Here is a 23,823-nt window from a genome sequence, read left to right as displayed (position 1 = left end):
TCTTCCTTAAGCTGCCGCTTCATTGTTCTTGGACATACGGTCTTCATGCTTCGGTGCGGGCCACAAGCCGGCAGGACGATTCAGCATGACGGCAACCATGGCAAAGCCGTACAGCAATTGACGCAATACTTCGGCCTCGATCCAGATTTTTCCAAAGATCAGGTTTTGTACTGGTTCGACAACGTGACGCAATACTTCCGGCAAAGCAGCCAGCAATACTGCACCCAGAATCACACCAGGAATATGACCAATACCGCCCAATACCACCATTGCCAGAATGACGATGGATTCCATCAGCGAGAACGATTCTGGTGAGACAAAGCCCTGGAAGCTGGCGAACATGGCACCAGAGACGCCACCAAACGACGCGCCCATGGAAAACGCCAGCAACTTGACGTTGCGGGTGTTGATACCCATGGCCTTGGCAGCAATTTCATCTTCACGTATCGCCACCCAGGCACGGCCCAGACGGGAATCCTGCAAACGTATGGACACGATCACGATACCAATACACAAAGCCAGGAACAGGAAGTAATAGGCATTCACCGAAGGCATGCTCATGCCAAGGAAATGTACGGTCGCATTGGAACCTGCTTCACCCGCCAGTGACACACCAAAGATACGGATAGGATCAATCAGATTGATACCTTGTGGACCGTTGGTGAAGTTGATCGGTGAATTCATGTTGTTCATGAAAATACGGATGATTTCACCAAAGCCCAATGTCACGATCGCCAGATAGTCACCGCGCAGTTTCAGGGTTGGGGCACCCAGCAGGGCACCAAACAAACCGGCCACCGCTGCCGCAAAAGGCACGATCACCCATACCGACAGGTGAATACCATTCTGGGTAATTTCCGGGCCGCAGACAGCGATCAGAAAAGCACCGACAGCCGGATAATTATTGACGAAGGATTCCAGGATGACAGCAAATTGCTGTGATCCAAAAATCGCCGCCAGATACGCACCGACTGCATAGAAAGCGATATAACCCAGATCCAGCAGACCGGCAAAACCGACCACGATATTCAGGCCCAGGGCCAGCATGATATACAGCAGCGCAAAGTCGATAATCCTGACCCAGGAATTACCAAAATTGGAAGCCACGAAGGGGAACAATACAATCACGACCGCCAGCACAGCAAAGCTGGTGTAGGCTTTTTTCGGATTGGCTTTTACATCAAATATGGTTGACATTGATTTTCTCCTTACGCACGATCAGCAACACGCTCACCCATGATGCCGGATGGACGCAAGGTCAGTACGATAATCAAAACGACGAAAGCAAAGATATCCTGATAGTGGCTGCCAAGGATGCCGCCAGTCAGGTCACCGATATAACCGGCACCCAGACTTTCGATCAGGCCCAGCACAATACCGCCCACCATCGCACCATAAATATTGCCGATACCGCCCAATACCGCTGCGGAGAAAGCCTTCAGACCTGGCACAAAGCCCATCGCAAACTGTGCAGAAGAATAGTTCGCTGCCCACATCACACCGGCAATCGCTGCCAGCGCGGCACCAATGGCAAAAGTCGCCACGATCACCTTGTTGGAATCAACCCCCATCAAACCGGCAACACGCGGGTTTTCTGCAGTAGCACGCATGGCGCGGCCCATTTTGGTTTTTTCAACCAGCAGTACCAGGCCAGCCATCGCCAGCGTCGCCAGCAACAACAGCAATATCTGGGTTTGCGAAATCACCGCACCACCGACTTCAATCGGCGTAGACGGCATCACGGATGGGAAAGGAATCGGATTACGGCCCCACAGCATCATGGCAAAAGTCTGCACCAGAATGGAAACGCCAATCGCCGTAATCAGGGGAGCAAGTCGCGGTGCATTTCGCAGCTTTCGATAAGCGACCCGTTCTATCACCACATTGACGAAAATACACACAGGTATGGCACCCAGGATGGCAATGATCAGCTTGACGATGCCAGGCAAGTCAGGTGCGATGGCCTGCAACAGCTTGAGGACACTCAGGCCAGCCATGGCACCCACCATCAATACATCGCCATGGGCGAAGTTAATCAGGTTCAGCACCCCATACACCATGGTGTAACCGAGTGCCACCAGCGCATACATGCTGCCCAACACCAGACCATTAATAATTTGTTGGATAAAGGTATCCATATTTTGCTTCTCTCTTATGAACGAATCGAATTTTGATTAAAAACAGGCGATGAACTGAGTACCTATCAATACAACTGAAAAAAGTTCAGCAAAAATCATTCCTGATAACGAAAGCGGCACCCTGGTGTGGGTGCCGCCGGAATTCGAACGAGCGCTATCCAAACAAGCGCGTCATCATATTGGGAGCAACGATAGCGTGATCGATACACATGATTAAAATCTCCTCTGCAACTTTTGGTAAAAGCTTTTTGTAATATATTTGTACTTAATGGTTATACCAGTAAAGTGGGCCGGATTATACAGAGTTTGAATCTTGCCGCAGTGGTAAAAAAGCCACCGAAAGCTACGTATTTTCCACAACAGCCACGCACCAGCATACACGCTATATCAGCCCGGTAAAGACCGGATTTGAATAGTGCCGCAATCTTAAACACGTATTTACAAAATAAAATATCGAAAACAACAGCTGCAACAAATTATTAATCAAACAGAGGTCACATAACTCCTTGAGAAAACAAATAAGTAAACGATTATGTCAATAAATAAGCCCAGGCTGCCTGGGCATAGCTACATTCGCTTGTCAAACCTTCGCAGACAGCCCTTTCGGCATGGGAAAAGTCACTGCTTCTTCTACCCCATCCAGTGCACGCACGCTGCGCGCACCCAATTGTCGCAGACTGGTGATAACTTCCTGCACCAATATTTCGGGGGCTGATGCACCAGCAGTGACACCTATGCGCTGACGACCTTCCAGCCATTCGGGCTTGATCTGGCTGGCATTGTCGACCATATAAGCCGTCACGCCTTTCTTTTCAGCCACTTCACGCAGACGGTTGGAATTGGAACTGTTGGGGCTACCTACCACCAGCACCAGATCCACCTGTGGTGCCATGAACTTGACGGCTTCCTGACGATTGGTGGTGGCGTAACAGATATCGCCTTTTTTCGGTTCACTGATGGATGGAAAGCGCGTTTTCAGCGCCGCGATGATTTCTATCGTATCGTCCACCGACAGCGTGGTCTGCGACACAAAGGCCAGCATATCGGCATTATTGACCTGCAGCTTCTGCACATCGTCCACGGTTTCCACCAGATACATGCCACCTTCGGACTGGCCCATGGTGCCTTCCACCTCTGGGTGACCATGGTGACCTATCATGATGATTTCACGACCCTCTTTGCGCATTTTGGCGACTTCGATATGCACCTTGGTCACCAGCGGACAGGTCGCATCAAAAATCGCCAGGCCACGGGCTTCGGCTTCCCTGCGCACTTCTTGCGATACCCCGTGGGCAGAAAAAATCAGGGTATTGCCGGACGGGACATCATCCAGTTCTTCAATAAATATCGCCCCCTTGGCCTTAAGGTCGCTGACCACGTAGGCGTTGTGCACGATTTCATGCCTGACGTAGATGGGTGCACCGAATTGCTGCAAGGCACGCTCGACGATTTCAATGGCACGGTCCACGCCGGCGCAAAAACCGCGTGGCTGGGCTAATAGTATTTCCTTGTCCATGGCAGTCAATTAAAGTATCCCAATGATTTTTGTTTCAAACAAGACAGTCTGGCCAGCGAGCGGATGATTGAAGTCAAACAGCGCACCTTCATCATCCAGCGCCCGCAGGATACCGGCAAACTTGCCACCGGCAGGTGCGGCAAATTCCACCAGGTCACCAATCACATATTGCTCGCCAAATGCCGAATTTTCTTTTAGTGTAGCCATCGATACTCTTTGTATCAATTCTGGATTACGCGGACCGAAGGCTTTTTCCGGCGCCAGCTCTTGCGTGGTGTGAGACCCCTCTTCCAGTCCCAGCAATGAAGCTTCCAGTTCAGGTGCCAGTTGGCCCGTACCCAGTTGCAATGTGGCGGGACGTTCATTAAAGGTACTGAGTATGTCTTCGCCGTCCAGAGTAGCTAGGCGGTAGTGCAAAGTCAGATAGGCGTTGGGGGTAACGGTAAGATTGGCGGTAGCAGACATGGTATGAAGCTTTGAAAGTAAGGCAATAACTTGAAGAGAACGCTTGGTAAGCTGGTATTGTAAGCCAGCTTTGGATAAATCAGGCTGCGGGCCTGCATTCTGTGGAGAAAACCTGGATGGCAATCAACGAATGGCCGGAAGAACAACGACCAAGAGAAAGACTGATCAAACACGGGGCCAGCGTCCTGTCGGATGCCGAATTGCTGGCTGTCTTCCTCAGAACCGGCGTGGCAGGCAAAAGCGCAGTGGACCTGGGGCGCGACATGATCAGCCAGTTTGGCTCTCTATCCGGCCTGTTTTCTGCCACTATCCGCGAATTTTCAGCCATTCATGGCCTGGGCAGCGCCAAATATGCACAATTGCAAGCCGTGCTGGAACTGGCCAAACGCGCCATTTCTGAAGAGTTGCAAGAAAGTACCTCGCTGTCGTCACCGCAATCGGTCAAGAAATACCTGCAACTATTAATAGGCAGCAAGGCACATGAATCCTTTGCCGTGCTGTTCCTGGATGTCAAAAACCGGCTGATCACGACCGAAGAACTGTTTCGCGGCACCCTCAATCACGCCAGCGTCTACCCACGCGAAGTGGTCAAAAGCGCACTCCAGCACAATGCCGCAGCCATTATCATTGCCCACAACCACCCTTCCGGTTCGTGTGAACCCAGTTCCGCTGACCTGCAACTGACCACTACCCTGAAACAGGCACTGGCACTGGTGGATGTGCGGGTACTGGATCACTTCATCGTGGCCAATCCCAAAGTGTATTCGTTTGCTGAAAATGGGCAGATCTGACGCTATTGCTTGAAAATCAGGCTGTTTGTTGTCGCGGCACTACGCTGCCTGATAATCTGCCTCTGGCAAGGCTAAAACCGGGCTTTTCAGACGGAAAGCATGTGAACTGCCTGTGAAAGTAGCAGCTTTTTCATCCTGAAAATCAAATTGTTAAATTAATTTTTTAAATAAGACACATTTGTTTTTCGCAAGTCGTTGATAATTCATGGAATTTTGTTTATACTTGCGTTTTTCCAATTTCGGAATGCACTGAGGAGTTAAACATGGCACGTGTCTGCCAAGTGACTGGGAAAGGGCCAATGGTTGGCAACAACGTTTCCCACGCTAATAACAAAACAAAACGCCGCTTTTTGCCTAATCTGCAAAATCGTCGCTTTTTCGTAGAATCAGAAAACCGTTGGGTTTCTCTGCGCTTGTCCAATGCTGGTCTGCGCGTCATTGACAAAATCGGCATCGATGCTGTTTTGACTGACCTGCGCGCTCGCGGCGAAAAAGTTTAAGCTAAACTATAGTTAGGAAAATATCATGGCTAAATCTGGTCGCGACAAAATCAAGCTGGAATCGACTGCTGGTACAGGTCACTTCTACACAACCTCCAAAAACAAGCGCACTATGCCTGAAAAAATGGAGATCATGAAGTTCGATCCTAAAGCACGTAAGCACGTCATCTACAAAGAAACCAAAATCAAGTAATTTTGCTTTCTGCGTCAGAAAAAAAGCCCTGCTATGCAGGGCTTTTTCATTTGTATTCCTTCGTATCCTTCCGTAGCAATCCCATTGGATTCACAGTTACACTGATGAAGTAGGCGGCAGCCTTTGATGACATTGCCCCCCAATCACGGCACTCCATGGATACCAGCACGGTGGTCGTGAGGATCAAAAAAAACGGCACCGAAGTGCCGTTTTTTTTGATGCAATACCTGTTGCAATGTTTGCTGAATGCCTTGCCACAGCTACTACTTACTGCTGTTGCTGCATCAGGCGTAAGTACGCAGTCTTAAAGAGAAATCACGCAGGGTGTGGATGCCGGATGCTTCGGCGCGTACGCACCAGTCTTGCAGTTGCTGTACCAGTTGCTCACGACTGACCGTAGAACGTTCCCAGATCAGACCCAGTTCCACGCGCATGTCGTGCATGGTTTTCAGGGCACGGCTGTGGGCCAGCACTTCAGACAATTGCTGCTGTTGTGGTGCTTCGAGCTTGGTTGGCTCGCGTTGCAGCAGTTTCTTGGTGGACTTCAGCAGGTGCGCTTCAAACATGGCTTTTTCGCGCAGGCTGGCGACTTCATCATGCCAGGTGCGGCGCAGGGACTTGGCATACTTGGCCATCACGTCATAGCGATTGGTGATGACGGCTTGCAGGGTTTCCAGATCGACCACGGATTTGATTTCGGCAAACTTCGGTTCCGGAGCCACTTTCTTGACCTTGGCCAGACCAACGATTTCCATGCAGCGTATGTACAGCCAGCCGATGTCGAACTCATACCATTTCGAAGACAGCTTAGCTGATGTACCAAAGGTGTGGTGATTATTGTGCAGTTCTTCGCCGCCGATCAGAATGCCGATAGGCAAGATGTTACGCGACGCATCGGTACAGTCATAGTTGCGATAACCCCAGTAATGACCAATACCGTTGATGATGCCGGCAGCAGTAATAGGTATCCACAGCATCTGCACGGCCCAGACAGTCACGCCGATCACACCGAACAGGAAGAAGTCGATGATCAGCATCAGTGCCACGCCCTGCCAGCTGAAACGGGTATAGACATTACGTTCCATCCAGTCGTCCGGTGTGCCATGACCATATTTTTCCATGGTTTCCAGATTTTTGGATTCGGCACGATACAGTTCTGCACCTTCGAGCAAGACTTTCTTGATACCACGTGTGACCGGGCTGTGCGGATCTTCTTCTGTTTCACATTTGGCATGGTGCTTGCGGTGAATTGCAGCCCATTCCTTGGTGACCTGGCCGGTCGTCAACCACAGCCAGAAACGGAAAAAATGACTAGGAATGGCGTGCAGCTCCAATGCCCGGTGTGCCTGGCAGCGATGCAGGAATATCGTCACACTGGCAATGGTGATATGCGTCACGACCATGGTGAAGATAAATACCTGCCATCCTGTAGCCCGGGTCAGGCCATTGGACAGAAAATCCATTACTGTATCGATAAAAGTGCTCAAAATGACATGTACTCCATGGTTATTGACGGCATCTTGGTTGATTTCGCATAAAACGATCAACCTTTATCCATTATAGACATCGGACGGCATTGTACGCCGGTTTAGAGGATGTCCACCAATTTTAGAACTAAATTTATTGCCTGACCTCAAGTTTCTTGAGGTGGATTGTTAATTAAGGTGATAACCCTGTGTGCATAGGGGAGGATGACTTCCTGTTCCTGCAAAATTTGCCACAAGGCACGGTTAACACCGGACATCACACTGGAGCGACCGTTTTCAGGGTCACTGATCCAAAAGCCGACGCGAAGCTCGAAGCCGTCAGCGCCAAACTTCATCAGATAGGCGGACGGTGCCGGGTCACTACAAACCCGCTCCACTTTAGCAGCGGCTTCGCCCAGCAGGGGTAAAATCTTGTCAAGATCGGTCTGGTAATCCACCGTCATGTCAGTCCACATGGCCACGGTGCGGTCGCTGAGGGAATAATTCTGTACCGGACTCGACACCAGCATTTCATTCGGGATCACCGATTCGCCGCCGTCCTGGCCCTGCAGTACGGTGTAACGGGTATTGATCTGGGTGACGCGTCCGCTGAATTTATCGACGGTGATCATGTCACCAATGGACATGCTGCGGTCCAGCAGGATGATGAAGCCGGACACATAGCTGCTGGTGATTTTTTGCAGGCCAAAGCCCAGGCCAACGCCCAGCGCACCGCCAAATACCGACAGTACGGTCAGGTCAATGCCAACCAGAGTCAGGCTGATGAGGATGGCCAGCAAGATCAGCACGGCCCGGCCGACACGCGACAGCACCACTTTGAGCGAGGTATGCGCATTGGGCAATTGCATCAGGCGTGCTTCCAGCGCCGCGCTGGCCCACATCGCCACCACCACCGTCACCACTACCGACGTCAACGCCTGCAGGATGGTGAGTATGGATACCTTGTTCTTGCCCATCGGCAGGGTAATATCCTCAAGGGCGGTAAACAGTTCCTGCCACAAGCCGGTGAAATGCAGGACCACACCCAGCCAGACCAGACCGGCAAACAGCTTTTCAAATACCGCCAGCAGATTGCCGATATAACCGTCACGGGCAAATGTGCGGCGCACGATGTAAAAGCCAACACGTATCAGCGCCAGTGAACCTATGATGGGGATTAACAGCGACAGCAAATGTGTATGCTGCCATTTACCCAAAATCACTTTGGCGATCAGTATGAAGACCAGGGACAGTATCGGCGACAGCACCCGTGGGAAGTTTTGTACTCTCAGCTTGACGTCTTCAGGGTCGCTTTCCTTCGGTGCCATGCTGCGCCAGAACGCACGTGACAGGGTCCAGGCCAGGCCGAAGCAAAACAGTACCACCGCCACCTGCCAGTAAAAATCCGGCTGGCCCACATCATTCGATAAATCAGACAATAAACTGGCGAGTAGTGGCGTGCTCATGGTGCGTGCTCAAGAGTGAATTTGGGGTGCATCCCTGCCCTGTTGGATCGTGGTCAGGGATGCAGGTGATCAGACCTTGTTGCGTTCCATAATGGCAGCAAAGAAGCCGTCAGTCTGGTGCAGATGCGGATAGAGCTTCAGGTAGTCACCCATTTCCAGTTCGACTTTTTGTTCAGCCAGCACCTGGGACGCAGGCAGCAGCGTAAAGTCAGCGTGTTCAGCCAGGAAAGCCTGGACGATGCCTTCATTTTCTTCATCAAGAATACTGCAGGTAGCATAGACCAGACGGCCACCCGGCTTCACCATGCGTGAAGCACTGGCGAGGATGGATGCCTGCTTGACGTTGAGTTCAGCCACGCCTTCCGGTGTCTGACGCCATTTGACATCGGGATTGCGGCGCAAGGTACCCAGACCACTGCAAGGTGCATCCACCAGCACGCGATCAAGCTTGCCTGCCAGACGTTTGATCTTGGCATCTTTTTCATGCGCGATGACCACCGGATGTACATTCGACAAACCGCTGCGCGCCATGCGCGGTTTCAGCTTGGCCAGACGTTTTTCAGAAATATCAAAGGCATACAGGCGACCGGTGTTGCGCATCAATGCACCCAGTGCCAGGGTTTTGCCACCGGCACCGGCACAAAAATCTGCCACCATTTCACCGCGCTTGGCACCAACCAGTTGAGCCAGCAACTGGCTGCCTTCGTCCTGTACTTCTATCGTGCCATCCTTGAAAAGTGGCAAATTTTGAATAGACGGTTTTTTTATTACACGCAAACCCGTGCTGGAATACGGTGTAGGTTCAGCAATGATGGGCGCCTGCGCCAAAGAGGCGATAACAGTATCGCGGTCACCCTTGATGGTGTTGACCCGCAAGTCCAGCGGAGCCGGGGTATTGAGTGAAATGGCCAGCTTCAGCGCATCTTCTTCACCAAAGCGTTCCAGCAACTTGGTCCATATCCATTCGGGCAGGTTGGCCTTCATGGTCAGCGGCAGATGCGTGCGGTCAATTTCCATCACGCGTTGCAGCCAGGCGGTTTCATCTTCAGTCAGGCCACCCAGGGCATCGACACCGACGGCATCGGCCAGGCCCAGCAGGCTCAGGCGACGCATGGGTGAACCTATGCCAGATTCAGAAAAATTGGTGTACACCGATTTATTGCGCAACAAGCCATAAATAGCCTCCGCAATCACGCCGCGTTCACGTGAACCCAGGCGTGGGTGATCACGAAAATAACGCGACAAGGTGCCATCTGCCGGACCGGTAAAACGCAAAATCTCACGCAATACTTCTTCCGTGTTGACGAGAATGGCTGGAGGTAATCTCATGCTGCTTCCTTCTATATGCTGATATGACCCGGATGGGTCTTGTTACCATTTGGGACTGACACAAAGCAGCCACAGCGGCGTTACCGCCCCTGGTTGTGACAACTTTGCGTAGATCCCACTACTAATATTAACTGGCTAAGTTGACTGACTACGTCGACTGGCTATGTTGACTGACTACGCTGACTGACTGCGATACATCAATCAGTGATGCGGACACGATTGCCTTCTATACGCAATTTGCCTTCGACAAATTGTAGTACGGCACGTGGATAAATCTGATGTTCCTGTTCCAGCACGCGGTGTGACAGGCTGTCTTCGGTGTCATCGTACAGCACAGGCACAGCGGCCTGGGCAACGATGGGGCCATGATCCAGTTCGGCAGTCACAAAATGTACCGTCACACCATGCAGCTTAACCCCGGCATCAATGGCCTGCTGATGGGTTGCCAGACCGATAAAGCTGGGCAACAGGGACGGATGAATATTCAACATCCTGCCGGCATAGTGCTCAACAAAGCCTGCGGTCAGTATGCGCATAAAACCTGCCAGCACCACCAGATCCGGGGCAAATTCATCAATCTTTGCCTGCAAGGCGGCATCAAATGCTTCGCGCGATGGGAATTGCTTGCTGACGACCACGGCAGTTGGTATGCCACGGCTGGCAGCATAATCAAGACCACCGGCATCGGCACGGTTGCTGATGACGGCAGCAATTTGTGCTGGCCATTGCTGTTTTGCGGCTGCTTCAACGATGGCTTGCATATTGCTGCCACGACCAGAAATGAGGATAACAATCTTTTTCATGGCGGCATTGTACCGCTGACAGGGGTCCAGCCCCAAATAAAAATGCCGGATTCAGCCAACCGGCATGATGTCACTTAGCTGCAAAATCTGGCTTTTAGTGCCGATTTACTTACTCAAACGAGTAAAAAACCCGGAAAGCGACCTTTTTCTCCGCCCAAAAATCAGCGGCATCGCGGAAGACATCGAGCAGGGTTTCTCTTGCTTCCCTGTCAAATTTTTGCGTATTTGGCAACTGCTCAATGACAATCACAAAACCTGGTTGCGCACCTGCCTTATAGATCATGTCGGTCAGACAATCGGACAGGGCATCAAAATTCCGGCAAAGTGGTTTGGGAAAACCAAAAGACAAGGCAATCTTGCCCAATACCTGCTGCTTGGTGACGGCGTCCAGGCAATAAGCATACAGAAAGTGCTGGCCCAGATTGGCCGCCTCTGCCTGCAGGTCAGGCACGCGGAATGCCCGTATCGACTGCACGACATTTGGCGCTACCGTTGCCAACAAACTCTCTTCTCCCTCTGTTGCTGAGATCATATTTACTCTTTAATTCGTCGAAAACTTTCGTAGTGGTCTTCTGTGTAATAGTATTCACCCGAAGTCTGCGGGTCTGCACCGGCAATAATGCGGCGCGCACCCCGATTGCGGGCACGTGGCGTTTTTACCGTGTATTCGTGGTAATAACCACGTTTTTGCTTGGGAAGTCTGGTTTCATAATTACCAAATACGACGCCGTCTTTATCGTAGGCGAATGGTCCGCCCTGCTTGATCAGCTTTAATGTCGTCTGCGCTTCTTTTGGCAATTCAGCAACATTGACATAGGCAATATTGGGCAAGCCGCCAGTGTCTTTCGCAAAAGACGTAGCAGCGAGCAAAGCAAGCGCCAGAAGTACCAGCCATTTTCTAAAAAATGTTGGATTTACCATGATTTTCAAATCCGCACATGCTTAAACAGGGCATAGAGTAACGGTTTGTCGATGATGAATCAACCATTGTTGCACTTGTTACAATGTGAAAATTCACCGTTTTGTCATATTTGTGACAGAAATAGGACTTACGCAAAATTGTCCCAGCAAGGCGCAGCGACGAAGACAGTACTTTAGTACGGCTAGGAGCTGCAACACAGCTGGGGCGGTTTTGCGTAAGTCCTAAGAAAAATACCTACAGGAAATGAAGCAGTAAAATGCTTGCAGAAAGTGCTTGTCCTGATGATCACATTCCAGTTTCCCGGCAGCATCAATCAAGCAATCAGCCGATCAGGCAGCTACCCGCCCTGCTGCATCGGCATTAAAAAAGTGCAATACGTCGTCGCTGCGGGCACGGGTATCTCGCCTGCCGAGTTCTATCAGCTCTCGCGTATAGCTGGATTCAAACAGCAGGTAAGATGCCAGTGCCGAACCGCGTGCCTCGGTGGCGCCAATGCCCCCCAGCATGGTACGGACAGGCAAAGGCAGGCTTTGGGTATGACGGCTGGCGATTTCATCCAGCCTTTCGGAAGGGGCAATGACCAGAATATCCACTGGTCGCAGGGGTGTTTTTTCCAGCAATTCCGGCGGCAGCATGGACAGGGTTTTGTTGACCCGCATCAGCCTTTCTATATCTACCGCCAGGCTGTCCAGAAAAATACTGGACAGGGCATGACCAGCGATTTGCGCCAGGCTGGGGTAACGCGCAGTTTCGGTACTGACGCTTGGTGGTTCGGCCAGACGACCGGCACCGACGATCATGATCTTCTTGGCACCCAGATGGATGGCTGGCGAAATCGGTGCCAACTGACGCATGGAGCCGTCACCGCAATATTCCATGCGGCCACTCCAGTTCAGTGGCACGGCAGGAAAGATGAAAGGTATCGCCGATGAGGCCAGCAAATGCTGAACGCCGATAAAATCGCGCTGTGCCAGACGCTGGCTTCTGATCCAGGGTTCAATATCGGCAAGGGTCTGGTAGAACGTCAGATGCTGCCCGGCAGTATAGGACGAAGCGGTAACCGCCAGCGCATGCAGGCTGCCGTTATGAAAGGCGCTGTCAAGGCTGGACAGATCCAGCATACGCGTCAGCAGTGCTTCCAGCGGTGAATTGTCGAGCAGGGAATTGGGCGGCGCCTTGCGCCATTTGTTGAGCAACCAGCCAAACGACCACAGGGTCAGCCAGCGCGCCCCGCTGCGCATCACCCCCAGCGAATCAGCCCGGTAGACTTGTGCTGCTTCAAAGTTTTCCCAGATATGCAGCATGCGCTTGAGCGCATCGCCAAAATCATCCGCACCGCAGGCCAGCGCCGTCGCATTGATGGCACCGGCAGAAGTGCCACAGATAATACCAAACGGGTTTTCCGCCGGATGCCAGCCCGCCTCCGCCAGGATCGCCCCTATTTCATTCAGTACCCCAACCTGGTAAGCAGCACGCGCACCACCCCCGGTCAAGATCAATCCTGTCGCAGCATTCTTGCTATTTGGTGTAGGCATAAAAAAAGGGCAAATCCAGATTTGCCCTAGTGTAGTAGCCCACCAGCAATTTGTCATGCTGCATGGCACAGTGAAAATGTGCCAATTTACAAATACAACAAATGAAACAGCGCACCGATGCCGCATGAAGTGTTGAGAAAGCGTAGCGAGCTGCCTTAGTTTTAGTCAAGAAACGCAACGGCTTTTTCCTATCTTGGCACACTGAAACGCAGTAAGTGCTGAGAAAGCGTAGCGAGCGACGCTAGTTTGAGTTAAGAAGCGCAGTCGTACTAAGGTACGACGACGAATTTACAAAATAGCAGACTCAAAATCGCGCCGCGCAGTAGCTTTATCAACACTTACTATTTGGGCTGCATGCTGGTCGCATGAAGTGTTGAGAAAGCGTAGCGAGCGGCCTTAGTTTTAGTTAAGAAGCGCAACCGTACTTTAGTACGGTGACGAATTTGCAAAAACAGCAGGCTAAAAATAAGGTCGCGCAGTAGCTTTATCAATACTTCATTTGGGCTGCATGCGAATGGCTCCGTCTAACCGGATTGTCTCCCCATTCAACATCACATTTTCAATAATGGACTTGGCAAGGCTTGCATATTCATCCGGTTTACCCAGGCGCGGTGGAAACGGAACCATCTTGCCCAAAGCATCCTGCACTTCTTGCGGCATGCCCAGCAGCATGGGGGTTTCAAAAATGCCTGGGGCGATGGTCATGACGCGGATGCCGCTGCGTGACAGGTCGCGTGCCATGGGCAGGGTCAGGCCGACGACGGCAGCTTTGGAAGAGGCATAGGCTGCCTGGCCGATCTGGCCGTCATAGGCAGCGACAGACGCGGTGTTGATGATGATGCCGCGCTCACCATGTTCTGCGGCTTCGGTCTTGCCCATGGCGTCTGCTGCCAGGCGGCACATATTGAAGGTACCAATGAGGTTGATATTGACTACGCGCTGGAATACATCCAGCGGATGTGGACCATCCTTGCCTACGGTCTTGATGGCAGGGGCGACACCGGCACAATTGATCAGGCCACGCAACGTTCCCATGAACGTGGCTGCATCCACCACGGCTTTGCCATCGGCTTCGGAAGTCACATCACATTTGACGAACTTGCCAGCCAGTTCCGCCGCCAGTTGTTCACCGGCTTCAACCTGCACATCGGCCAGCACGACTTTGCCGCCATTGGCAACAATCATTCTTGCTGTTGCTGCACCCAGGCCGGAAGCACCGCCAGTAATAATAAATACATGGTTTTGAATTTGCATAATGGTCTCTTTCAATGAATGTTTTAATGAAGCGAGTTGATTGGATTATGAAGATAACGTCTCTTTTGTTTACGTTTACGTAAACGTCACATATCCTTATTGTAGCGAATATTCTTCCCAAGGCAAAAAGAAAAATGGCAGCGACTTTCTCGCTGCCATTTTTCATTGTTGATTGCTGTACAGCTAATTGCTTATCTACCTCTAACCTGCCCTCTTACCTGCCCTATTTGCTGGCAGAGGCCGGTTCAACCATGGGCGGTGGTGGTGGCACATCCATCGGGGCCGATGCAGCAGACGCTGCTGCCGGTGACACGACCGGAGCAGTGACTGACGCCGCTGCCGAAGCTGCCGGTGCTGCCATTTGCGCAGGCGGGCTGGCATGGCTGCTGGCCGCAGTGGATGTCGTACCCGTAGCAGGCAACAAAGGCACCAGCAACAGGGCGACAATGTTGATGATCTTGATCAGCGGGTTGACTGCCGGGCCAGCAGTATCCTTGTATGGATCACCGACGGTATCACCCGTCACGGCAGCCTTATGCGCGTCAGAACCCTTGCCACCAAAATGACCATCTTCTATGTATTTCTTGGCATTATCCCAGGCCCCGCCGCCGGTAGTCATGGAAATGGCCACGAACAGGCCAGTGACGATGGTCCCCATCAGCAAGCCGCCCAGTGCTGCCGGCCCTAACAATAAACCAACCAGGATGGGCACGATGACAGGCAACAGTGAAGGAATGATCATTTCCTTGATGGCCGAGGTGGTCAGCATATCAACCGCCTTGTCATACTCGGGTTTGCCGGTACCATCCATGATGCCCTTGATTTCCTTGAACTGGCGGCGCACTTCCACCACCACTGCACCGGCTGCGCGGCCCACTGCTTCCATCGCCATCGCGCCAAACAGGTAAGGAATCAGGCCACCGATAAACAGGCCAACGATGACTTGCGGGTTGGACAGATCAAACGAGGTACTCTTGCCGACTGAATCCAGGGCATGGGTGTAATCGGCAAACAGCACCAGTGCAGCCAGACCGGCAGAGCCAATCGCATATCCCTTGGTGACGGCCTTGGTGGTGTTGCCGACGGCATCCAGCGGGTCGGTAATGGCACGCACGGACGCTGGCATTTCCGACATTTCGGCAATGCCGCCAGCATTGTCGGTAATCGGGCCATAGGCATCCAGCGCAACGATGATGCCAGCCATGGACAGCATGGACGTGGCCGCGATGGCGATGCCATACAGGCCAGCAAGCTGGAAGGACACCAGTATCGCTGCGCACACTGCGAGCACCGGCCAGGCCGTCGATTTCATCGATACACCCAGACCGGCGATGATGTTGGTGCCATGCCCGGTGGTTGAAGCCTGGGCCACATGCTGCACGGGTTTGAAATCGGTGCCGGTGTAATATTCAGTGATGTAGACCATCAGGCCGGTGAGAACGATACCGACCAGAGCCGAGCCCATCATCTTCATGCGCATGGCTTCATCCGGCCAGACTTGCCAGGTGACGACGGCAAAACCGATCAATGACAAGCCGGCAGCCCACCACAGACCAGTGTACAGGGCCGACATGATTTTCTTGCCCGCCTTGGCCTTGACCATGCTGCAACCAACGATGGAAGCCAGGATCGATACAGCCCCCAGCAACAAGGGGTAGACGATGGCTTCAGTCACATTGGTGGTCACCACCAAAGCGCCCAGCAGCATGGTGGCAATCAGGGTCACCACATAGGTTTCAAACAGATCGGCAGCCATACCGGCGCAGTCACCGACGTTGTCACCGACGTTATCGGCAATCACGGCGGGGTTGCGCGGATCATCTTCGGGGATGCCAGCTTCAACCTTGCCGACCAGATCGGCGCCCACGTCGGCGCCCTTGGTGAAGATACCGCCACCCAGACGGGCGAAGATGGATATCAGAGAAGCACCAAAAGCCAGACCAATCAGCGGTTTGATGACGTCATGCTGGGTCAGCGCGCTGCCAGCCGCGTTGGCCACCAGCACCCAGTAAAAAATGGTCACGCCCAGCAAGCCCAGGCCCACCACCAGCATGCCGGTGATGGCACCACCCCTGAATGCGACATCCAGGGCTTCGTTCATGCCTTTGGTAGCAGCCTGTGCGGTCCTGACATTGGCCCGCACGGAAACATTCATGCCGATGAAGCCGCAGGCTCCTGACAGGAAGGCGCCAATAAAAAAACCGATAGCGGTGATCAGGCCCAGACCGGGCATGGCGGCAATGGCAACAAACAGCACCACGCCGACGATGGCAATGGTGCGGTATTGCCTGGCCAGGTAGGCAGCCGCCCCCTGTTGAATAGCAGCGGCAATTTCCTGCATACGCGCGTTGCCGGGGTCCTGCTTCAGGATCCAGCTACGCGATATCAGGCCATACAGTACTGCAATGACTCCACATGCGATGACAAACCACAGACTTGCTGCCATGTTGACTCCTCCTGTTGTTATGGGCATGTCTGCCTGGGGGGCGAGCATGCTTTTTTGACGACAAAGTAAAACAAGGACATTTCTTCATTCTTACGATGCCGGGGCATCAGAACTAATCAGCTCATGGATAAGAATGAAACCTGCACACTGCGAAACTTGTACGTTGCCCATATTTTTGGAGTGACATGGCTTGGACTGGCCAAAAAAAAGCGGACCATTGAGTCCGCTTTTTAAAAACTTATTCTGCCAGCGCAGCAAATGCGCTGTCGCGGATAGTATCTACAGGCCCAACACCAGCGATCTTGCGATATTTAGGTGCACCTGGCGTACCGGATTTAGCCCAGTCACCATAGTAAGACAAGAGCACTTCGGTTTGTTCGTGATATACGGACAGGCGTTTCTTGACGGTTTCTTCTTTATCGTCAGGACGTTGCACCAGGTCTTCACCGGTCACGTCATCTTTGCCTTCCACTTTAGGTGGATTGAATTTGACATGGTAACTACGGCCCGAAGGCAGATGTACGCGACGGCCACTCATACGGTCAATAATGGCTTCATCAGGGACGGCGATTTCCAGTACATAGTCTATATTGACGCCGGCATCCTTCATCGCATCTGCCTGTGGCGTGGTACGTGGAAAGCCGTCGAACAAATAACCATTCGCGCAATCAGACTGTTTCAGCCGGTCTTTGACCAGGCCGATGATGATGTCATCGGACACCAGTCCACCAGCATCCATGACTTTCTTGGCTTCCAGACCCAAAGCTGTGCCTGCAGCGATTGCGGCACGCAACATGTCGCCAGTAGAAATTTGAGGAATATTGAATTTTTCTTTAATGTAATTGGCTTGTGTACCCTTGCCGGCACCCGGCGCTCCCAACAAAATAAGACGCATTTTTGATTTCCTAAGACGAGTTTGAATTTTTTGTGTATGTTGTTATCAGAATCACCATTGCTTCATGGTCGACTCTGCCATTTTGCTTTTTTTCTTATTTAGCAGTGATAACACAGTATCTTTTCACGAAACTTACCACAATTTTCCCGTTTCTTGATGCTTTGCCACGAAATCCGGGGTAAGTTGACCGTTTTTTTATTTCTTATCAATAAAGAATTGCCTGACCCGCTGCAAGTCTTCTGCTGTATCCACCCCTGGTGCGGGGCTGGAAGCGGTCACGTGGACGGCAATTGCATAGCCATGCCACAAGACCCGCAATTGTTCCAGTGCCTCGATTTGTTCCAGTGGGGAAATAGCGAGTTGTGGATATTTTTTTAAAAAATCGTTGCGGTAGGCATACAGACCAATGTGGCGCAAAGGCGCATAGCCTGCCGGAAACTCGGTACGGCTGACGGCGAATGCATCCCTGTGCCAGGGAATGGTGGCGCGCGAAAAATACAGGGCACGGCCATGTTTGTCCAATACCACCTTGACGACATTCGGGTTGAAACCATCGTCCACACCATGAATGGGATGGGCGGCTGTTGCCATCGGTACATCAGCATTCACCAGAGCGGCAGTGGCGGCGATCAGGGCTGGATCTATCAGTGGTTCATCACCCTGCACATTGACGATGACGGCATCATCCGCCAGGTTCATGCCGGCAGCGACTTCAGCAATGCGGTCGGTGCCGGATGGATGGTCGGCGCGCGTCATGCAGACCGGCACACCATGGGCCTGGCAGGCGGCAACGATGTCGGCATGGTCAGTGGCGACCATGATGGCGCTGGCACCGGATTCCAGTGCGCGTTCCGCCGTGCGTACTACCATGGGTTTGCCGCCGATATCGGCCAGCGGTTTGTTCGGCAGGCGGCTGGAAGCCAGCCTGGCCGGTATGATTGCAATAAAACTCATGCGTACATATCCAGACTCAAGTTCAGATCAACTTCAATTCAACTCAGGTTCAACTCAGATTCAAGCCAGGGTGCACTCAGACTCTGGCGGACACTTCTTCCGGCGTCAGTGCGCGGGCCTGGTCGGCCCACATGATGGGAATATCATCCCTGACCTGGAAAGCCAGTCTGTCTCCATAGCAAATCAATTCCTGGCTGGCCTTATGGTAGACCAATGGCCCCTTGCACAAAGGGCAAACCAAGACATCAAGCAGACGTGCGTCCATGCTTTTTCTCCGAAATCATTTGTATCAGCGATGCGGCAAAGCCGGCATCAAGTTCTGCTTCCACCGGCACGACCCAGATACGGGTATCGTCCAGCAAAGCCGCAATTTGCCTACATTTTACTGCATCCTTTTCCGTGATCAGGATGCATTCTGCATCTGCCCGGCTAAAACTCTGTGCGTCATAGGCATGATGATCAGGAAAAGCCAGCTCCTGACAAACCAGCCCCTTGCCCGCCAGCATGTCAAAAAACCGCTGCGGATTACCGATACCCGCGGCGGCTACCAGACGTTTGCCACTAAAGTCGGCCAGCAGCTTTTGCTGCTGCCTGTCATTCAAGCGATAGGCTGCACCAGCCTGCAAGTGCATGCGCACCGCATCTGCCGGTACGCCAGGTACAGATAAACTGCTGCCAGCAGGCAAATTAGATACATTACAAACCGTAAAATCACGGCTGCGCTGCACCGGTTCACGCAAGGGGCCAGCAGGCAGTAGCCAGCCATTACCGACACCGCGCTGGTCAAACAGGATAATTTCGACATCGCGTGCCAGCGCATAGTGCTGCAAGCCATCGTCAGCCACAATCACATCTACCTGTGGATGAGCTGCCAGCAGAGCCTGGCCCGCCATCACCCGGTTGCGCCCTACTGCCACCGGGCACTGGGCACGTTCGGCAATCAGCAAGGGTTCATCGCCCACCGCTAGAGCACTTGAATGCGGGCCAACCAGGCTGACGCTGTCCGCTTCTGCACCATAGCCGCGTGAGATCACGCCCGGATGCCAGCCAGCCTTGCGCAATTCCTGCACCAGCCAGATCACCAGCGGCGTCTTGCCAGTACCGCCAACAAAGATATTGCCCGCCACCACCACCGGCACCGCCAACCGGGTCTGCGGCTTGTAACCCATGACAAACAGGCCGAAGCGAAACGTCACCAGCAACTGGAACAGTTTTGACAGTGGCCACAGCAGACATGCCAGCACACCGCGCTTTTGCCAGGCTTTCAACAACAGGCTTTCCATGCGGGTTCCCATGCCATGTTCAAAAAAAGAAACCGGGGAGCGATACACACTCCCCGGCTAGCTGAATAGTTGAAATAAACGATACAGACGCTGCCGGTACTGTGCCTTATTTGGATCTGGCCGATGCCTGCGCCGCAAAGGTGACCTTGGCCAGACCAGCCAGACGTGCAGCTTCCAGCACATCAATCACGGACTGGTGCGTGGCTGCACGGTCAGCGTTAATGATGACGACCGGGTCAGGCTGGTTGCCAGTTTTGGCCGGATCGAGTGCACCTGCCGCTTTTTTCAAATCTTCTGCCAGCGTCACGGTATCAAGGAAAGACACGGCCTGGTTATTGATTTTGTAGCGGCCCTGAGCATCAATACCGATATCGATCTGGTTAGGCTTATCCTGCGCCTTTTCGGCATCCGCCGTAGGCAGGGTGATCTGCAATTCGGTAAAGCGGCTATAGGTCGTGGTCACCATCAGGAAAATCAGGATGACCAGCAACACGTCAATAAACGGGATCAGGTTGATTTCAGGCTCTTCCCTGCCCTTTCCTTTACGAAAATTCATGACTACTTCCTGGCGCTGTGGACAACGTCAACAAACTTGATGGCCTGTTGCTCCATATCCACCACAATACTGTCCACCAGAGCACGGAAATGACGCCAGAACACCATCGCAGGCATCGCAATCATCAGGCCAAAGCCGGTGTTGTACAGCGCCACGGAAATACCATGCGCCAGTTGCGCCGGGTTGGCACCCGAAGCATTTTGCGAACCGAAAATTTCTATCATACCGACGACAGTACCAAACAGCCCCATCAAAGGTGCCAGCGAAGCGATTGTACCCAGCGTCGTCAGGAAACGTTCCAGATCATGGGCAACGGCGCTGCCGGCTTCTTCTATCGACTCTTTCATGACATCACGTGGCGCATTGACGTTGCGCAAACCGGCTGCCAGTACTTTGCCCAGCGGCGAATTACCCGCCAGTTGCTGTATCACTTCAGGTTTGACCTTGCCGGCCTGGTACACGCGGATGACTTCATCCAGCAATGTCGGTGGCAAGATACGACTACGGCGCAAAGACAGACTGCGTTCGATGATTAATGTCAGCGCAATAACTGAGGCAATCAGCAACAAATAAATTGGCCAGCCTGCGGCTTGAATGATGGCGAACAAATTAACTCCTTGAAGGTTCCTAAATCCAAGCCCGCAATGTAGCGCGTTGTTTGTCTGCGGGCAAGAGCCGTCAGCAAAAAACTCTGTACAAAATTTATCACCTCTTAGCACTGTTTTGCACAAAATCTGTGTGCAAGCTTGTGGATAAGTCTGTGCAATTCAACTAAACCCATGATTTGTATGGATTTTTCATCGGTGCCAAAGAAATAGGCACAGCCATTCTGTGGATATATTGTTATTTTTCCGCCTGTTCCGGGGCGTGATTCTGCACATAATATGTGGACAAGTTTGTGCAAAAGCCGGGTACAGTTTGCCAAGCCCATGATTTCAAAGAAGATTATCGCCATGCTAATAATTTAGGCATAAGGCGTATTTGGGGCTTTTCTGCACAAGTTTTCAGCAAACAAAAACTCCTGTGGAAAACCCCTTTTGTTTTGCACAAAAAATGTGGACAAGATTGTGCATTACCCACGGCAAACCCACTAAGTCCATGATTTATATACAGGATTATCCACTGCCAGAAAAACAGGCAAATCCTTCATTATCGGGTTTTCCACAGCGATTTGCTCACTCAGGGGTGTAAAAGTGTGTAAAACAGCAACGTTAAAAATATACGCTGGGGACAAAACCGATGTTTTGCACAAATTGTGTGGACAAGATTGTGAAAAAGCCGTGGAGATGTGATCAAGTCATTGATTTATAATCAGAAAATTGTCACGCCTAAAAAAGTGGCAAGTAGCATAAACAGTGGAAAATAAATATTTAATTGCCTTATTTGACATTTTTCATGTGTATAAACCCGCTTTCTGCACAAAATGTGTGGACAAGTTTGTGTAAAAGCATAGGGAAACATCGTAAGCCATTGATTTCATTCGACATTACTTCAGTGCCAATATTTTGAGCAAATGCAGGGCTAACTGTTGGCAAAAAGTTTTCAACAGCTTAATCACAATTTCTGTGGATAAGTTTGTGTACAAGCTTGGCAAATCACCGCAAGGTCCTTGATTTGAAAGAGAATTTTCATATTGCCTTATTCTTTTGCAGATCGATTCATATTAAAAATCAATGACTTAGAAGCTAAACTTTCATTTCTTTTGACATTGCAGAGGCAAAATGACATGCTGATGACCAATCCACGCTTCTGTGGACAGAATTTACGCCGCCAAGCTTTATGAATACTGATTCTCGTTTTGCAAACCCAGTAAACACGCCATCTGTAATGACAGTTTCGGCGTTGAACCAAGCTGTGGCGCAGCTTTTGGAACGCAACCTGCCGCTGACATGGGTTTCCGGCGAAATATCCAACTTTACCCGCGCCGCTTCTGGACATTGGTATTTCACGCTGAAAGACAATGCGGCACAGGTCCGGGCGGTGATGTTCCGTGGCCGCGCCCAATATGCCGACTTCCAGCCCAAAGAGGGCGACAAGGTCGAAGTGCGTGCCCTGGTCACCCTGTATGCACCACGCGGTGATTACCAGCTCAGCGTAGAAGCCATACGCCGCGCCGGTGTCGGCAATCTGTATGAAGCCTTCTTGCGCCTGAAAGCGCAACTGACACAGGAAGGCCTGTTTGATGCCGACCGCAAGCGCCCCCTGCCAACATTCGTGCGGACCATAGGTATAGTCACCAGTCCGCAGGCCGCCGCCTTGCGTGACGTACTGACCACCTTGCAGCGACGTGCACCGCATGTCAACGTGATCCTGTACCCGACCCCGGTGCAGGGTGAAGGTGCCGGCTTAAAAATAGCGCAGGCCATTGCCTCTGCCGCTGCGCGTGAAGAATGTGATGTACTGCTGGTCTGCCGTGGTGGCGGTAGCATGGAAGACCTGTGGGCCTTCAATGAGGAGATTGTTGCCCGCACCATCGTCAACTGCCCTATGCCCGTAATTGCCGGCATCGGCCATGAAACCGACTTCACCATTGCCGATTTTGCCGCTGATGTGCGCGCCGCCACCCCAACGGCAGCAGCCGAACTGGCAGCCACACCACGAAGTGAATGGATGCAGCTATTACAGCGCCAGGCCCAGTTGCTCAGCCGCAGCATGCACAGGCGCCTCGATCATCACGCCCAGACCCTGGACTGGCAAAGCCGCCGCTTGCTCAGCCCCAAAGCGGCAATTGCTGCCCGCCGCCTGCATGTTACCCAACTGGCGCGCTCACTCAGCTATACCGCCAGCACCAGCCTGAATCAGGCCAGGCATGAACTGGCACAATTGAAGCAAGCCTGGCAGGCGCAACGCCCCGGCGTTGCCACACCCAGGCTGATACTGGCCGAATGGCAGCGACGCCTGCAAAATGCCGCCAAACGCCATCAGGACACCAATCGCCAGCGATTACAAACCCTGCAAGCCCAACTGGAAATGCTGAACCCCCAGCGCACGCTGGAACGCGGTTATGCCATACTCAGTGATCATAAAGGCAAGGTCTTGCGCAACACCGCTGAACTGAAACCGCAAACCCTGCTACAGGTAAGGCTAGCCGAAGGTACTGCGGATATATGTATCAGCAGCGTACAGGCAAGCCTGGATTGAAGGCGGACTGGCGAATAAATGCGCCAGCCTGGTTGAAACTCATCCACTTGATCATTTTGGAAAGTAGCGGGCCCCTTTGCATCAGTCTGCGTGCAAGCTTTTGTACAAAAGCTTACAATGTTGGTCTGGCTTTTCCGGATTGCCGGAAATGGATAGACTCACTATAAAAG

The 23,823-nt window shown here is 52.2% G+C and carries 23 protein-coding genes; 4 read left to right on the top strand and 19 right to left on the bottom strand.

Annotation, left to right across the window (positions count from 1 at the left end):
* Nucleotides 1–6: 6 nt before the first annotated feature.
* The 4 genes from H8L32_RS12740 to H8L32_RS12725 form a co-directional block, all read right to left on the bottom strand.
* Nucleotides 7–1,197, bottom strand: a complete 1,191-nt coding sequence (locus H8L32_RS12740) for an ABC transporter permease subunit (RefSeq protein WP_186947592.1) — start codon at nucleotides 1,195–1,197, stop codon at nucleotides 7–9.
* An 11-nt stretch (nucleotides 1,198–1,208) separates the two neighbouring features.
* Nucleotides 1,209–2,138 carry a branched-chain amino acid ABC transporter permease gene (locus tag H8L32_RS12735; RefSeq protein WP_186947591.1) on the bottom strand — a complete coding sequence of 310 codons (930 nt, stop codon included), beginning with the start codon at nucleotides 2,136–2,138 and terminating at the stop codon, nucleotides 1,209–1,211.
* 580 nt (nucleotides 2,139–2,718) lie between these two features.
* The gene (ispH, locus tag H8L32_RS12730) at nucleotides 2,719–3,654 is read right to left on the bottom strand and encodes a 4-hydroxy-3-methylbut-2-enyl diphosphate reductase (protein ID WP_186947590.1); all 936 of its coding nucleotides are present in this window, start codon (nucleotides 3,652–3,654) and stop codon (nucleotides 2,719–2,721) included.
* Nucleotides 3,655–3,663: 9 nt separating this feature from the next.
* Entirely contained in the window at nucleotides 3,664–4,119 is a 456-nt protein-coding gene (locus tag H8L32_RS12725) for an FKBP-type peptidyl-prolyl cis-trans isomerase (protein WP_186947589.1), read from the bottom strand.
* A 116-nt stretch (nucleotides 4,120–4,235) separates the two neighbouring features.
* Here H8L32_RS12725 and radC point away from each other — a divergent pair, with 116 nt between their 5' ends.
* The 3 genes from radC (at nucleotide 4,236) to rpmG (ending at nucleotide 5,603) form a co-directional block, all read left to right on the top strand.
* Entirely contained in the window at nucleotides 4,236–4,910 is a 675-nt protein-coding gene (radC, locus tag H8L32_RS12720) for a RadC family protein (RefSeq protein WP_186947588.1), read from the top strand.
* 263 nt (nucleotides 4,911–5,173) lie between these two features.
* A complete protein-coding gene (gene rpmB / locus H8L32_RS12715) occupies nucleotides 5,174–5,410 on the top strand; it encodes a 50S ribosomal protein L28 (protein ID WP_186947587.1) in 237 nt (78 codons plus the stop codon).
* A 25-nt stretch (nucleotides 5,411–5,435) separates the two neighbouring features.
* Nucleotides 5,436–5,603 (top strand): 50S ribosomal protein L33, encoded by a 168-nt coding sequence (gene rpmG, locus H8L32_RS12710; RefSeq protein WP_110257750.1) that lies wholly within the window; start codon nucleotides 5,436–5,438, stop codon nucleotides 5,601–5,603.
* A gap of 284 nt (nucleotides 5,604–5,887) precedes the next feature.
* Here the strand turns inward: rpmG and H8L32_RS12705 are convergent, their stop codons facing one another.
* The 15 genes from H8L32_RS12705 to H8L32_RS12635 form a co-directional block, all read right to left on the bottom strand.
* Nucleotides 5,888–7,066, bottom strand: coding sequence for a DesA family fatty acid desaturase (locus tag H8L32_RS12705; RefSeq protein WP_186947639.1), 1,179 nt, complete (start codon nucleotides 7,064–7,066; stop codon nucleotides 5,888–5,890).
* A 170-nt stretch (nucleotides 7,067–7,236) separates the two neighbouring features.
* Nucleotides 7,237–8,535, bottom strand: coding sequence for a mechanosensitive ion channel family protein (locus H8L32_RS12700; RefSeq protein WP_186947586.1), 1,299 nt, complete (start codon nucleotides 8,533–8,535; stop codon nucleotides 7,237–7,239).
* A 69-nt stretch (nucleotides 8,536–8,604) separates the two neighbouring features.
* Nucleotides 8,605–9,864: an RsmB/NOP family class I SAM-dependent RNA methyltransferase gene (locus H8L32_RS12695; protein ID WP_186947585.1), complete on the bottom strand. Its 1,260-nt coding sequence runs from the start codon at nucleotides 9,862–9,864 to the stop codon at nucleotides 8,605–8,607.
* 197 nt (nucleotides 9,865–10,061) lie between these two features.
* Nucleotides 10,062–10,667 carry a phosphoribosylglycinamide formyltransferase gene (gene purN, locus H8L32_RS12690; protein ID WP_186947584.1) on the bottom strand — a complete coding sequence of 202 codons (606 nt, stop codon included), beginning with the start codon at nucleotides 10,665–10,667 and terminating at the stop codon, nucleotides 10,062–10,064.
* 109 nt (nucleotides 10,668–10,776) lie between these two features.
* Nucleotides 10,777–11,199: a barstar family protein gene (locus H8L32_RS12685; RefSeq protein ID WP_186947583.1), complete on the bottom strand. Its 423-nt coding sequence runs from the start codon at nucleotides 11,197–11,199 to the stop codon at nucleotides 10,777–10,779.
* Nucleotides 11,200–11,201: 2 nt separating this feature from the next.
* Nucleotides 11,202–11,588 carry a ribonuclease domain-containing protein gene (locus H8L32_RS12680; protein WP_186947638.1) on the bottom strand — a complete coding sequence of 129 codons (387 nt, stop codon included), beginning with the start codon at nucleotides 11,586–11,588 and terminating at the stop codon, nucleotides 11,202–11,204.
* Between the two features lie 330 nt (nucleotides 11,589–11,918).
* Nucleotides 11,919–13,124 carry a patatin-like phospholipase family protein gene (locus tag H8L32_RS12675; RefSeq protein ID WP_186947582.1) on the bottom strand — a complete coding sequence of 402 codons (1,206 nt, stop codon included), beginning with the start codon at nucleotides 13,122–13,124 and terminating at the stop codon, nucleotides 11,919–11,921.
* Between the two features lie 495 nt (nucleotides 13,125–13,619).
* Nucleotides 13,620–14,378, bottom strand: coding sequence for a 3-hydroxyacyl-CoA dehydrogenase (locus H8L32_RS12670; protein ID WP_186947581.1), 759 nt, complete (start codon nucleotides 14,376–14,378; stop codon nucleotides 13,620–13,622).
* A 223-nt stretch (nucleotides 14,379–14,601) separates the two neighbouring features.
* Nucleotides 14,602–16,824, bottom strand: a complete 2,223-nt coding sequence (locus H8L32_RS12665) for a sodium-translocating pyrophosphatase (RefSeq protein WP_186947580.1) — start codon at nucleotides 16,822–16,824, stop codon at nucleotides 14,602–14,604.
* Nucleotides 16,825–17,062: 238 nt separating this feature from the next.
* A complete protein-coding gene (adk, locus tag H8L32_RS12660) occupies nucleotides 17,063–17,719 on the bottom strand; it encodes an adenylate kinase (protein WP_186947579.1) in 657 nt (218 codons plus the stop codon).
* 195 nt (nucleotides 17,720–17,914) lie between these two features.
* The gene (kdsB, locus tag H8L32_RS12655; protein WP_186947578.1) at nucleotides 17,915–18,673 is read right to left on the bottom strand and encodes a 3-deoxy-manno-octulosonate cytidylyltransferase; all 759 of its coding nucleotides are present in this window, start codon (nucleotides 18,671–18,673) and stop codon (nucleotides 17,915–17,917) included.
* Nucleotides 18,674–18,749: 76 nt separating this feature from the next.
* Complete coding sequence (locus H8L32_RS12650; protein ID WP_186947577.1) at nucleotides 18,750–18,938, bottom strand: Trm112 family protein; 189 nt, start codon at nucleotides 18,936–18,938, stop codon at nucleotides 18,750–18,752.
* Nucleotides 18,919–19,956, bottom strand: coding sequence for a tetraacyldisaccharide 4'-kinase (gene lpxK / locus H8L32_RS12645; protein WP_230412189.1), 1,038 nt, complete (start codon nucleotides 19,954–19,956; stop codon nucleotides 18,919–18,921). The genes H8L32_RS12650 and lpxK overlap by 20 nt, the downstream gene beginning before the upstream one ends.
* A 106-nt stretch (nucleotides 19,957–20,062) precedes the next feature.
* A complete protein-coding gene (locus tag H8L32_RS12640) occupies nucleotides 20,063–20,512 on the bottom strand; it encodes an ExbD/TolR family protein (protein ID WP_186947575.1) in 450 nt (149 codons plus the stop codon).
* 2 nt (nucleotides 20,513–20,514) lie between these two features.
* Complete coding sequence (locus H8L32_RS12635) at nucleotides 20,515–21,120, bottom strand: MotA/TolQ/ExbB proton channel family protein (RefSeq protein WP_186947574.1); 606 nt, start codon at nucleotides 21,118–21,120, stop codon at nucleotides 20,515–20,517.
* Nucleotides 21,121–22,291: 1,171 nt separating this feature from the next.
* Here H8L32_RS12635 and xseA point away from each other — a divergent pair.
* The gene (xseA, locus tag H8L32_RS12630) at nucleotides 22,292–23,653 is read left to right on the top strand and encodes an exodeoxyribonuclease VII large subunit (RefSeq protein ID WP_186947573.1); all 1,362 of its coding nucleotides are present in this window, start codon (nucleotides 22,292–22,294) and stop codon (nucleotides 23,651–23,653) included.
* Nucleotides 23,654–23,823: the final 170 nt, after the last annotated feature.

Source organism: Undibacterium hunanense, assembly GCF_014284335.1.
Classification (GTDB): domain Bacteria; phylum Pseudomonadota; class Gammaproteobacteria; order Burkholderiales; family Burkholderiaceae_D; genus Undibacterium; species Undibacterium hunanense.
This window is presented reverse-complemented; position numbering and strand designations above follow the sequence as displayed.

Excerpts from the sequence above, each read along its gene's own strand:
- H8L32_RS12740 (WP_186947592.1), bottom strand. The coding sequence starts at position 1,197 with ATGTCAACCATATTTGATGTAAAAGCCAATCCGAAAAAAGCCTACACC.
- H8L32_RS12735 (WP_186947591.1), bottom strand. The coding sequence starts at position 2,138 with ATGGATACCTTTATCCAACAAATTATTAATGGTCTGGTGTTGGGCAGC.
- ispH (WP_186947590.1), bottom strand. The coding sequence starts at position 3,654 with ATGGACAAGGAAATACTATTAGCCCAGCCACGCGGTTTTTGCGCCGGC.
- H8L32_RS12725 (WP_186947589.1), bottom strand. The coding sequence starts at position 4,119 with ATGTCTGCTACCGCCAATCTTACCGTTACCCCCAACGCCTATCTGACT.
- radC (WP_186947588.1), top strand. The coding sequence starts at position 4,236 with ATGGCAATCAACGAATGGCCGGAAGAACAACGACCAAGAGAAAGACTG.
- rpmB (WP_186947587.1), top strand. The coding sequence starts at position 5,174 with ATGGCACGTGTCTGCCAAGTGACTGGGAAAGGGCCAATGGTTGGCAAC.
- rpmG (WP_110257750.1), top strand. The coding sequence starts at position 5,436 with ATGGCTAAATCTGGTCGCGACAAAATCAAGCTGGAATCGACTGCTGGT.
- H8L32_RS12705 (WP_186947639.1), bottom strand. The coding sequence starts at position 7,066 with ATGGATTTTCTGTCCAATGGCCTGACCCGGGCTACAGGATGGCAGGTA.
- H8L32_RS12700 (WP_186947586.1), bottom strand. The coding sequence starts at position 8,535 with ATGAGCACGCCACTACTCGCCAGTTTATTGTCTGATTTATCGAATGAT.
- H8L32_RS12695 (WP_186947585.1), bottom strand. The coding sequence starts at position 9,864 with ATGAGATTACCTCCAGCCATTCTCGTCAACACGGAAGAAGTATTGCGT.
- purN (WP_186947584.1), bottom strand. The coding sequence starts at position 10,667 with ATGAAAAAGATTGTTATCCTCATTTCTGGTCGTGGCAGCAATATGCAA.
- H8L32_RS12685 (WP_186947583.1), bottom strand. The coding sequence starts at position 11,199 with ATGATCTCAGCAACAGAGGGAGAAGAGAGTTTGTTGGCAACGGTAGCG.
- H8L32_RS12680 (WP_186947638.1), bottom strand. The coding sequence starts at position 11,588 with ATGGTAAATCCAACATTTTTTAGAAAATGGCTGGTACTTCTGGCGCTT.
- H8L32_RS12675 (WP_186947582.1), bottom strand. The coding sequence starts at position 13,124 with ATGCCTACACCAAATAGCAAGAATGCTGCGACAGGATTGATCTTGACC.
- H8L32_RS12670 (WP_186947581.1), bottom strand. The coding sequence starts at position 14,378 with ATGCAAATTCAAAACCATGTATTTATTATTACTGGCGGTGCTTCCGGC.
- H8L32_RS12665 (WP_186947580.1), bottom strand. The coding sequence starts at position 16,824 with ATGGCAGCAAGTCTGTGGTTTGTCATCGCATGTGGAGTCATTGCAGTA.
- adk (WP_186947579.1), bottom strand. The coding sequence starts at position 17,719 with ATGCGTCTTATTTTGTTGGGAGCGCCGGGTGCCGGCAAGGGTACACAA.
- kdsB (WP_186947578.1), bottom strand. The coding sequence starts at position 18,673 with ATGAGTTTTATTGCAATCATACCGGCCAGGCTGGCTTCCAGCCGCCTG.
- H8L32_RS12650 (WP_186947577.1), bottom strand. The coding sequence starts at position 18,938 with ATGGACGCACGTCTGCTTGATGTCTTGGTTTGCCCTTTGTGCAAGGGG.
- lpxK (WP_230412189.1), bottom strand. The coding sequence starts at position 19,956 with ATGGAAAGCCTGTTGTTGAAAGCCTGGCAAAAGCGCGGTGTGCTGGCA.
- H8L32_RS12640 (WP_186947575.1), bottom strand. The coding sequence starts at position 20,512 with ATGAATTTTCGTAAAGGAAAGGGCAGGGAAGAGCCTGAAATCAACCTG.
- xseA (WP_186947573.1), top strand. The coding sequence starts at position 22,292 with ATGAATACTGATTCTCGTTTTGCAAACCCAGTAAACACGCCATCTGTA.